Below are 11,198 nucleotides of genomic sequence, written 5' to 3' on the forward strand. Positions count from 1 at the left end.
GCGGCGGTGGTCATGGGCGGGGGAGGTGCTTTTACCGGTGTGCGGGAAACGTACCGCAGATTGTGCACAAAGCGGGCCAGCGAGGGAACTGCAATCGCGTGAGCAGGATGCCGGTGATCGCCCTGAGCGGAAGTGCTTAAAACCGCGCCACTGCGCCGAACTGCTGCACAAATGCCGTTCCTTTGCGCAGTGAGTAGATGTGGGACTGGCAGATTTCCGCCATTTGGCCTTTGGCACGCGGGATGCAGATAGCGGAACGGTCACAAACGACTGCGCAGATTGTGCACAATTCCGGAGGCGCTTCGATGACGGCAGGTTCGACGGTCGAGCTGGTGAAGCTGCGCAAGGCCTATGGAGCGACCGTGGCGGTGGACGGCATCGATCTCAGGATCGCCGCCGGATCCTATTGCTGCCTGCTGGGGCCGAGCGGCTGCGGCAAGACCTCCACCTTGCGGATGATCGCCGGGCACGAGGACATCACCGACGGCGACCTGCTGATCGGCGACAAAATGGTCAACGACGACCCGCCGGCCAAGCGCGGCACGGCGATGATGTTCCAGAGCTATGCCCTGTTCCCGCATCTCGACTGCACCGACAATGTCGCCTTCAGCCTGAAAATGAAGGGCGTGTCGAAGGAGGAGCGGCGGCGGCGGGCGGCGGAGATGCTCGACCTCGTCGATATGGGCAAATATGCCGGCCGCCTGCCGTCCCAGCTGTCGGGCGGACAGCAGCAGCGCGTCGCACTGGCCCGCGCGCTGATCACCCGGCCGGGCGTGCTTCTGCTGGACGAACCGCTGTCGGCGCTCGACCCCTTCCTGCGGGTGCGCATGCGGGAGGAGTTGAAGCGCCTGCACCGCGACATCGGCATCACCTTCATCCATGTCACCCACAGCCAGACCGAGGCGATGGCGCTGGCCGACTTGGCCGTGGTGATGAACCAGGGCCGGATCGAGCAGGCGGGGCCGCCGCGCGAGCTGTTCAACCAGCCGCGCACCGCCTTCGTCGCCCGCTTCATCGGCGGCCACAACGTCATCGAGGGGGGAGTTGTGGGCGACGCCGGCCGCTGTGCCGTCCGGACCGACCGCATCCAGCTCGGCGGGGCCGATATGCCGAGCGAAATCCAGGTGGAGGGCACGGTGCGCTCGCTGGAGTATCACGGCGCCTCGGTCCATCTCAGCCTCGATGTCGCCGGTGCCGACGAGTTCGCCGTCGTGCTGGACGAGGCCCGCTATTTCGATGCCCCCGTCGGCGTGGGAGACCGCGTGCGGGCCGGCTGGAGCCGCCGCGACATCCACCCGCTGGTGGCCTGATCCCTTTTCAAAAACCGCCCATCAAAAAACAACACGACGAACAGACTGGAGGCTCAGCGATGACCGACACCCGTACTCCTTCGAAGTCCGCGACGCTGTCGACCGGCGTCAGCCGACGCACCCTGCTGAAGGGCACCGCCGCCGTGGCTGGCGCCGCCGTCGGCTCTGGCGCCATCACCGGCTTTCCGACCATCTGGGCGCAGAACATCAAGAACGTCACGCTGCGCCAGTTCGGCACCGGTGTGTCGAACCTGAACGCCGTCGCCGACAAGGTGAAGGAGGATCTGGGCTTTACCCTGCAGATGACGGCGCTGGATTCGGACGCGGTGACGCAGCGTGCGGTGACCCAGCCGAAGTCCTACGACATCGCCGACATCGAATACTGGATCGGCAAGAAGGTGTTCCCGGCCGGCGTCATGCAGCCGATGGACGTGAAGAAGATCAAGAACTTCGACAAGATCGTCCCGATCTTCATCACCGGCAAGCTGACGCCGGAGAGCGCCATCGCCCAGGGCACCGCCCCCCACACCGTCGGCTTCGTCGAGGGCAAGGACAGCACCAAGTTCGCCAAGGCGCCGACCGAGTGGATGACGCTGATCCCGACGATCTACAATGCCGACACGCTGGGCATCCGCCCCGATCTGGTCGGCCGGCCGATCTCCAGCTGGAAGGATCTGCTCGATCCGGCCTTCAAGGGCAAGGCGTCGCTGCTGAACATCCCGTCCATCGGCATCATGGACGCCGCCATGGTCTGCGAGGCGATGGGCGAGGTCAAATATGGCGACAAGGGCAACATGACCAAGGAGGAGATCGACAAGACCCTCAAGATCATGACCGACGCCAAGAAGGCCGGTCAGTTCCGCGCCTTCTGGAAGACCTTCGACGAGAGCGTCAACCTGATGTCGTCGGGCGAGGTCATCATCCAGTCGATGTGGTCGCCGGCCGTCGCCGCCGTTCGCTCCAAGGGCATCCAGTGCGTCTACCAGCCGCTGAAGGAGGGCTATCGCGCCTGGGGCGGCGGTCTCGGCATCGCCAAGCATCTGAGCGGGCTGGAGCTGGACGCGGCCTATGAATACATCAACTGGTATCTGTCGGGCTGGGTCGGCGCCTATCTGAACCGCCAGGGCTATTACTCGGCCGTGCTCGACACCGCCAAGCAGCATATGTCGCCGGAGGAATGGGCCTTCTGGATGGAGGGCCAGCCTGCCAAGGCCGACATCCTCAGCCCCGAAGGCAAGGTGATGGAAAAGGCCGGCGCGGTGCGTGACGGCGGCTCGTTCCAGGACCGCATGGGCCGCGTCGCCTGCTGGAACGCGGTGATGGACGAGGACCGCTACATGGTCCGCAAGTGGAACGAGTTCATCGCGGCGTAGTCGTAGTTCCCTCTCCCGTCCCGGGAGAGGGAAGGGGCCCATGCGGAGCATGGGAAGTGTGAGGGGTGAGGCAAGGATCAGAATCCATGCTCGAACCACCCCTCACCCTCCCCGCCTGCGGCGGGTCCCCTCCCTCTCCCGGGGCGGGAGAGGGCAATGATCGCCTCTTCCTTGACAAGCAGGACCCCGCGCATGACCCTGACCGCCGAAACGTCCCGACCGTCCGCCACGGCCGCCGCCGGCAGGGCGCGGCGTGTCCGCCTGCTGCCGCGCGTGGCGCCCTATCTCCAGGCGGCACCGCTGACCGTCACGCTGCTGCTGTTCCTGCTGGTGCCGATCCTGACCATCGTCGCGGTCAGCTTCTGGGATTACGACAGCGTGCGCATCTATCCGGACTTCGTGCTGACCAATTATACAGAGCTGCTGACCTCGCCGGTCACTTGGAAGACCTATCTGAACACGCTGAAATACGCCGCACTCACCTGGGCGATCACGCTGGGGATCGGCTTCACGGTGGCCTATTTCCTGGCCTTCCATGTGCGGTCGACCACCTGGCAGATGGTGCTGTTCCTGGTCTGCACCATCCCGTTCTGGACCTCCAACATCATCCGCATGATCTCGTGGATCCCGTTCCTGGGACGCAACGGGCTGCTCAATTCCGGCCTGATCTCCGCCGGGATCATCGACCAGCCGCTGGAGTTCCTGCTGTTCTCCGACTTCTCGGTGGTGCTGGCCTTCGTCCACCTCTATGCGCTGTTCATGGTGGTGCCGATCTTCAATTCGATGATGCGCATCGACCGCGCGCTGATCGAGGCGGCGCGCGACGGCGGCGCCAGTGCGGCGCAGACGCTGTGGAACGTCATCCTGCCGCTGACCAAGCCCGGCATCGCCATCGGCTCCATCTTCGTCGTCACGCTGGTGATGGGCGACTTCATCACCGTGCGGCTGATGAGCGGCGGGCAGAGCGCCTCCATCGGGCTGATGATCGCCAACGAGATCTCGCTGCTGCAATACCCGGCCGCCGCCGCCAATGCCGTGGTTCTGCTGGCCGTCGTCCTGATCATGGTGGTGGCGATGCTGCGTGTCGTCGACATCCGCAAGGAGCTGTGAGAGATGAACACCTCCCGCCGCGGCCTGTCCTTCTACCTGCTGGGGGCCTTCTTCGCGCTGTTCGTGCTGTTCCTCTACGGCCCGACCGCGACCATCCTGATCCTGTCCTTCCAGGGTCCGGAAGGCGGGCTGACCTTCCCGATGAACGGGGTGTCGCTGCACTGGTTCCGCAACCTGTTCGAACAGCAGGCGGTGGGCGATTTCGGCGGCTCCTTCCGCCGCTCCATCGCGCTGGGGCTGATGGTGATGGTGCTGACCGTGCTGTTCTCGGTGCTGGCCGGCTTCGCCTTCCGCCGCCGTTTCCGCGGCAGCGGGGCGCTGTTCTATCTCGCCGTCGCCAGCCTGATCGTGCCGTCGATCCTGGTCAGCCTGGGCATCGGCCTGTTCTTCAACATTCTGGGGCTGGAGCCGTCCTGGTACAGCTCGGCGCTGGGGGCGCACCTGACCTGGACGCTGCCCTTCGGCCTGCTGATCGTCTTCGCCATCTTCAACCGCTTCAACCCGGCCTATGAGGAGGCGGCGCGCGACCTGGGCGCCACGCCCTGGCAGACGGTGCGCCATGTGGTGCTGCCGATCCTGCTGCCCAGCCTGATCGGCGTCGGGCTGTTCGGTTTCACCCTGTCCTACGACGAGTTCGCCCGCACGCTGATGACCGCCGGCAGCTTCAACACGCTGCCGCTGGAGATCTACGGCATGACCACCAACGTCACCACGCCGGTGCTCTATGCGCTGGGGTCGCTGACGACGGTCTTCTCCTTCACCGTGATCGGCCTGTTCTTCCTTGGCCTGATCGCGCTGCGCCGCCGCCGCCTGCGCCGAAGCGGCCACTGAGGACTTTCAAGACATGCGCATTCTGGTCGTCAACCCGAACAGCACCGCCTCGATGACCGCGCGGATCGGTGCCGCCGCCCGCACCGTTGCGGCCCCCGGCACCGAGATCGTCGCCACCAATCCGCCGGGCGGTCCGGCCAGCATCGAGGGTTACTACGACGAGGCGCTGGCCGTTCCCGGTATGCTGGCCGAGATCGAGCGGCACCAGCGCGACGGCGCCATCGCCGGCACGGTGATCGCCTGCTTCGACGATGTCGGGCTGGACGCCGCGCGCAGCCTCGCCACCGCACCGGTCGTCGGCATCTGCGAGGCGGCGATGCAGACCGCCGGGCTGCTGGGCGGCCGGTTCAGCGTGGTGACGACGCTGGCCCGTTCCGTCCCGGCGCTGGAGCGGCTGGCGCAACGTTACGGCATGGCCGGGCGCTGCACCATCCGTGCGGCCGGCGTGCCGGTGCTGGCGCTGGAGGATCCGGCGTCCGGTGCCGTCGAGCGCGTGCGGGCGGAAATCCGCCGGGCGGTGGAGCAGGACGGGGCCGAGACCATCGTGCTGGGCTGCGCCGGCATAGCCGACCTCGCCCGGTCCTTGAGCGATGAGATGGGCCTGCCGGTGGTGGACGGAGTCACCGCCGGCGTGAAGCTGGTGGAGGGGCTGGCCGCCCTGGGGCTGCGGACCAGCAAGGTCGGCGGCTATGCGCCGCCGCTGCCCAAGGCGCGCTGACCCCTCCGCCCTCTTACAATGGGAGCTTACAACGGCAGCGGTTCCGGGAAGTCCGGTGCCGCAATGCCGGGCAACCCCGCTTGGGCCGAGATCGCGCCGCCCGCCAGTCCGTTCAGGATACGGCGGGCGGCTTCGGCGCATTGGCTGCGCAGTTCGGGCACGGCCGTCATTTCCCAGAAGGGCGCCTTGGCGACCGGCCCGAAGGCCAGCAGGCGCGGCGACGGCGTGCCGTCCGCGGCGATCACCGCTCCGCCTTCCGTCACGTCCAGCCCCAGCCGCAACTCGTCCGGACGGGCAAGGCCGCGGTCGAGCAGTGAGCGCACCAGCGGGTGGCGGATGCGGGTGTAGTCGCAGTTGGTGCCGGTGGCATTGATCAGCGCGCCGGCCGCCAGCCGCCGCTCCGCCCCGCCGCCGCGCTCGGCGACGGTCAGTTCCAGGCCGCGCGCGGTCAGCGCGGCGTCCTTCAGGCGGCCGGGCAGGATGCTCAACTGGCCTCTGTCACGGGCCACGGCGATGCGGTCGGCGACCTGCGGGGCCATGCGGTGGCGATGCACTTCCCAGAAGGGACGGGCGTGGCGCAGGAAGCGGCGGCGCTCCTCCATCGGCAGATGGGCCCAGATGCGGTGATGGTGCGGCCTCAGCGCGTCGAAGGCCGACCGCCAGTCATAGCCGGCCGCGGCCGCCCGCCGGGCGTCGGCCTTCAGGGCGATCAACACGTCGAGGACCGTGCTGGGCAGCACGTCCGGATGGAGGAAGGAGGTGTAGGGCCGCGTCTCCTCATGGCGCAGCGGCAGCAGGCCGCGGCGCGACACCGCGGTGACCGGCCCGCGATGGCCCTGGTCGAGCAGCGACAGCACCGTGTCCACCATGGTCAGCCCGGTGCCGAGGATGGCGACGGGAGCGTCCCGGTCGATGGTGCCGATGGCGGCGGCATCCCACGGGTCGCCGATGAAGCGGTCCGATGCGAAGGCCTCGTCCGCGGTCGGGGACGCCAGACAGGGCGGGGAGGGCGGAAAATTGCCGATGCAGAGGGCGGCGGTGTCGGCGCTGACCACCCGGCCGTCGCCGAGCCGCACATGTACCGCCGGCCGGCTGCCCGACGGGGTTTCGGTGCGGACATCCACCGCTTCGGCCCGGATCAGGTTCAGCCGGGCATGGGCGGGCGCCTCGGCCTGGGCCTCCGCCAGGACGTCCTGGATATAGGCGCCGTAGAGCGCGCGGGAGGCGAAGGCATGGCCGCTCGGCGGCATCGGCTCGTCCGGCGTCGGCCCGTCCGCACGGCTCCACAGCCAGCGCAGGAAATGGCGCGGATCGTCGGGATAGGCGCTCATGTTGTAGGCGCGGACGTTCAGCACATGTGTGCCGTTCGGTGTGGAATAGGCGACGCCGGTGCCCGGCCGGTGCCCGTATTCGATCAGATGCACCGTCAGCGGCGCCTGGGCGCCGCGCAGCAGGTGGGCGGCCAGCAGGCTGCCGGTGAAACCGGCGCCGACGATGGCGATCTGGCGGGGCTGGTGAAAAGCATTCGGCGGGCTGCCGCCAGGGGGAGGGAAGTGAGGCGTTGCAGGCATCGAAGTCCGTCCTTCCGTGAGTCATTCCGGAAAAGGCCGGCCGTTGGCGTCTGTTCCCCGAATCCGTCAGGCGATCGCTGAAAGAGGGGACTCGCGTCGGCCGTGTGTCTGCTCGGTCCGCTTCGTTCTGCCCTGAATATCACAGCGCCGGGGACACGCGCCATCGGCCGAAGGGCAAACACTATTCCAAAAGTAGGGATTTGCCGGTTTTTTACGCATGTTGCCCCGCAACATCGCTGTCGCCAAGGCGGCGCCGATATGGCACATGCGTTCGGGCACCGCCGCCACCGCGCAGCTTTGTTGCAAGACCGATCAGGAGCACGCCCGATGTCCATGCCGTCCGTCCAGCCCGCCCCCCACGCTTCCGCTTGCGACCGGCTGGAAGCGGCGCTTTCCCGGATTGCCGATCCGGAGCGGCAGGGTGCCATGGTGTTCACCGAGATCTATGCGGAGGAGGCGCGCTCCGCGGCGGCTGCCAGCGACCGCCGGGCGGCGGCGGGTCGCTCGCTGGGGCCGCTCGACGGGCGGATCGTCTCGGTGAAGGCGCTGTTCGACGTGGCGGGCGATGTCACGGCGGCCGGCTCCGCCATCCTGCGCGGCCGTCCGGCCACCGGGCGCGATGCCAAGGCGGTGGCCCGGCTGCGCGCCGCCGGGGCGGTCATCGTCGGCCGGACCCACATGACCGAATTCGCCTTCTCCGCGGTCGGCATCAATCCCCATTACGGCAATCCCGGAAATCCGCATGACCGCTCGCGGGTGCCGGGCGGCTCCTCGTCCGGGGCGGCGATCTCGGTGATCGACGGCATGGCGGAGATCGCGCTGGGCAGCGACACCGGCGGGTCGCTGCGCATACCGGCGGCGCTGTCGGGTGCGGTCGGCTTCAAGCCGTCCGCCGGGCGCCTGTCGGCCGAAGGGGCCTTTCCGCTGTCGCCGACGCTGGATGCGATCGGGCCGATTGCCGCCAATGTGGCGGATGCCGCGTTGCTGGACAGCATCCTTTCCGATGGCGACCCGGCACCGCTGGCCCCGGTGTCCCTTGCCGGGCAATCCTTCCTGGTGGCGCGCGGGCGGCTGTTCGACGGGATCGAGCCTGCCGTTGCCGCCGCTTTCGAGGCGGCGCTCGACCGGTTGCGGGCGGCCGGGGCGCAGGTCGTCGACGGGGCCGTCGAGGCGGAACTGGACGCGCTGGCGGATCTGGACCGCATCGGCGTGTTCACGGCCATCGAGCTGGCGGCGACCCTCGCCGATCTCGGCATCACGGCGCTCGACGGCATCGACCCGAAGACCCGCGCGCGGATCGAGGCCGGTGGCAAGGCGCCCGCCGCCGATTATGTTCGCATGCAGAACCGCCGTGCCGCGTTGATCCGCCTGATGGACGAGCGGCTGACCCGCCATCCCGTCCTGCTGCTGCCGACGGTGCCGATGACGGCGCCCACCATTGCCTACGTGCTGGACGATGCGGCCTTCCACCGCGTCAATCTGGCCCTGCTGCGAAACACCCGTGTCGCCAACCTGTTCGACCTGCCGGCCATTTCCCTGCCGGTTCCGGCTGATGGGTTGCCGGTCGGGCTGATGGCGATGGGCCGGCGCGGCAGCGACCGCAGCCTGCTGGGCATCGCCGCAGGGATCGAAGCAGCGCTGTTGGGATAAGCCTTCGTCAGGTGTGCTGTGACCATGATGGGGCCGCGAATTTTCCGCGCAGGAATCACGGCCCCGTGCGTATCACCCATGTGGACGTACGCCATGTTCAAAGAGTAGAGGTGAATGGTTATAAATAACCGATTCCTGACTCCCAAATGACCGCTCATCGTCACAAGCGGTGTCAAAGAGTGGTTCAGCAAAGAATCCGGTTCAATTTGCGGAAAAATCGCACTTATTGTCTGCCGGCGGTCGGATGACGACTGCAGACGAGAGCCGACGATCATCATGCGTGATGGTCGGGTGCCATCCGCCGGCGCCGGGAATATTGGCGCCAACAATGCCGGGTGGCGATCGGCTGAAATGCTTGGAGACTTCCTATGGCTACCAACTTCGCCACTGATACGCTCAAGTCCGTGACGTCCAAGGCCACTGCGCCGACCTCATCCGTCACGACCACCGACAGCGCAGTCGCCGAGTTCCGGGACCACCAGCTTCAGCACCAGCACGCCCAGGGCGATGCCGCTACCAATGGCACGAATGGGAACATGACGGCCGACACCACCGTCGGGCACAGCGCTCCGACGCTGTCGGACAGCGCCGTCGCCGAATTGAAGGCCGCCTATGTCGCGGTCGAAAAGGCCATCGCCGACGCCAAGAGCGGCAGCACGGCGACGGATACGGCCACCACCGACAGCACGGCAAACGATACCTCGACAAGCGATAGCTCCGCGACGGACAAGGCCGCCACCGGCAAGACCACCGACACGACCACGCATCAGCCGCCGGCCGACCCGCTGGTGAAGGTCCTGACCGACGCTACCGGCGAAAGCACCGCCACCGTCCAGGGCGTGTTGCAGCAGGTCCGCGCCGTGCTGCACCAGGAACATCTGACCGACGCCACCAGCCATACCGGGACGACGGACACAGCTACGTCCACCTCCACCACCACGGCGAACGACGACGCCAAGACCGGCACTGGCGACGCGCCGCATTGGCACGACCGCCTGATCGCACAGCATGACGGCTCGGGCACCACCGGCTCGACCGATGCAGGTACCGGTCAGGCCGCCGCTGACGGTGGCAGCGCCATCTGGCAGCATTTCCTGAACCACTATGCCTCCAGCGACAGCACGGTCACCGGCAACCCCGACGTGGTGGCGGCAGTCGATGAATTTGTCGATACCGTCCAGTCGCTGCACCTCGACTCCGGCCACGGGCAGATGCATGGCCAGACACATGGCCATGGCACCGACGGCGTCCATCTCGACACCGCCGCTTAACCGGTCCTGCGCCCTCCCGGTCGACGGGAGGGCGCAGCCCTTTCACGACAGCCCGTATTTCCTGATTTTGTCGTGCAGCGTGGTCTTGGCGACCTGCAACTCCTCCGCGGCGCGGGCGAGGCTGTGGTCGGTGCGGCGCAGGGTGTCGGCGATCAAGGCGCGTTCGAAGGCCTCCACCGCCTGGGCCAACGGGCGGTTGGCGGCGGGATGGGCGGTCGCGAAGGGGGGAAAGCCCTGTTCGATGCCCAGAACGCAACGGTCGGCGACATTGTGCAGCTCGCGCACGTTGCCCGGCCAGTCGTAGGCCATCAGGCGGCGCATGCGCTCGGCGTCCGGCGGCGGGACCGGGCGGCCGTGGCGGGCGGCGGCCTGGAGCGTGAACTGCTCGAACAGCAGCGGGATGTCCTCGCGCCGGTCGCGCAAGGGGGGCAGCGGCAGATTGGCGACATTCAGGCGGTAATAGAGGTCGGCGCGGAACTGCCCGCGGTCGGCAAGCTCGCGCAGATCGACCTTGGTCGCGGCGATCACCCGGCAATCGACATGGACGGGGGTGTTGGAGCCCAGCCGCTCCAGCGTGCGTTCCTGGAGCACGCGCAGGAACTTGATCTGCACCGGCATCGGCATGCTCTCGATCTCGTCGAGGAACAGGGTGCCGCCGCTGGCATGCTCCACCTTGCCGACGCGCCGTTTGCCGGCTCCGGTGAAGGCCCCGGCCTCGTGGCCGAAGATCTCGCTGTCGATCAGGCTTTCCGGCAGGCCACCGCAATTGATGGCGACGAAGTTGCCGCCGCGCCGCGGGCTGGCGTCGTGCAGGCAGCGGGCAGCCAGTTCCTTGCCGGAGCCGGTTTCGCCATGGATCAGAATGTCGGCCGCCGAACTGGCAAGCTCGCCGATCAGCCGGCGCACCCGCGCCATCTGCGGCGATCCGCCGACCAGCCGCGCCTCGATGCTGTCGCGGTTCTGCAGGCGGGCGCGCAGGTCGCGCACCTCCAGCGTCAGGCGGCGTTTGTCCAGGGCGCGGCGCACCACCTCGACCAGATAGTCGGGGGAGAAAGGCTTCTCGATGAAGTCATGGGCGCCCAGCTTCATCGCCTGCACTGCCATCGACACGTCGCCATGGCCGGTCATCAGCACCACCGGCAGATCCGGGTCGGTGGCGAGCAGATCGGCCAGCAGAGCCATCCCATCCATGCCCGGCAGGCGGATGTCGGTGACGACGATGCCAGGAAAGCCCTCGGCCACCAGACGCCGGGCCTTCTCCGCGCTGTCCACCGCCTCGGTCGGGATGTCCTCCAGTTCCAGCGCCTGCTGGCAGCCGAGGCTGACGTTGGGGTCATCCTCGACGATGAGGACCTTCAGGGGAG

Annotated in this window: 9 protein-coding genes; 7 read left to right on the forward strand and 2 right to left on the reverse strand. The window is 67.7% G+C overall.

Annotation, left to right across the window (positions count from 1 at the left end; all coding sequences use genetic code 11):
• Positions 1-305: 305 nt before the first annotated feature.
• From GBZ48_RS34900 to GBZ48_RS34920, 5 genes are all read left to right on the forward strand, one after another.
• Complete coding sequence (locus tag GBZ48_RS34900) at positions 306-1,310, forward strand: ABC transporter ATP-binding protein (RefSeq protein WP_174475218.1); 1,005 nt, start codon at positions 306-308, stop codon at positions 1,308-1,310.
• 59 nt (positions 1,311-1,369) lie between these two features.
• Positions 1,370-2,683 (forward strand): ABC transporter substrate-binding protein, encoded by a 1,314-nt coding sequence (locus GBZ48_RS34905; RefSeq protein WP_174475219.1) that lies wholly within the window; start codon positions 1,370-1,372, stop codon positions 2,681-2,683.
• 192 nt (positions 2,684-2,875) lie between these two features.
• Positions 2,876-3,793: an ABC transporter permease gene (locus tag GBZ48_RS34910; RefSeq protein WP_174475220.1), complete on the forward strand. Its 918-nt coding sequence runs from the start codon at positions 2,876-2,878 to the stop codon at positions 3,791-3,793.
• A gap of 3 nt (positions 3,794-3,796) precedes the next feature.
• Positions 3,797-4,624: an ABC transporter permease gene (locus GBZ48_RS34915; RefSeq protein WP_174475221.1), complete on the forward strand. Its 828-nt coding sequence runs from the start codon at positions 3,797-3,799 to the stop codon at positions 4,622-4,624.
• Between the two features lie 13 nt (positions 4,625-4,637).
• On the forward strand, positions 4,638-5,342 hold the full coding sequence (locus GBZ48_RS34920; RefSeq protein WP_174475222.1) for an aspartate/glutamate racemase family protein: 705 nt from the start codon (positions 4,638-4,640) through the stop codon (positions 5,340-5,342).
• A 26-nt stretch (positions 5,343-5,368) separates the two neighbouring features.
• On the opposite strand, the gene GBZ48_RS34925 is transcribed toward GBZ48_RS34920, so the two are convergent.
• Entirely contained in the window at positions 5,369-6,913 is a 1,545-nt protein-coding gene (locus GBZ48_RS34925; RefSeq protein ID WP_246307678.1) for an FAD/NAD(P)-binding protein, read from the reverse strand.
• Positions 6,914-7,240: 327 nt separating this feature from the next.
• Here GBZ48_RS34925 and GBZ48_RS34930 point away from each other — a divergent pair, with 327 nt between their 5' ends.
• Together GBZ48_RS34930 and GBZ48_RS34935 are read left to right on the forward strand one after the other, a co-directional pair.
• Positions 7,241-8,563, forward strand: coding sequence for an amidase (locus GBZ48_RS34930; protein WP_209798409.1), 1,323 nt, complete (start codon positions 7,241-7,243; stop codon positions 8,561-8,563).
• A 368-nt stretch (positions 8,564-8,931) separates the two neighbouring features.
• Positions 8,932-9,834, forward strand: a complete 903-nt coding sequence (locus GBZ48_RS34935) for a hypothetical protein (protein WP_174475223.1) — start codon at positions 8,932-8,934, stop codon at positions 9,832-9,834.
• A gap of 42 nt (positions 9,835-9,876) precedes the next feature.
• On the opposite strand, the gene GBZ48_RS34940 is transcribed toward GBZ48_RS34935, so the two are convergent.
• On the reverse strand, positions 9,877-11,193 hold the full coding sequence (locus GBZ48_RS34940; RefSeq protein WP_174475225.1) for a sigma-54-dependent transcriptional regulator: 1,317 nt from the start codon (positions 11,191-11,193) through the stop codon (positions 9,877-9,879).
• Between the last annotated feature and the right edge of the window lie 5 nt (positions 11,194-11,198).

This window comes from Azospirillum melinis (assembly GCF_013340935.1).
Classification (GTDB): domain Bacteria; phylum Pseudomonadota; class Alphaproteobacteria; order Azospirillales; family Azospirillaceae; genus Azospirillum; species Azospirillum melinis.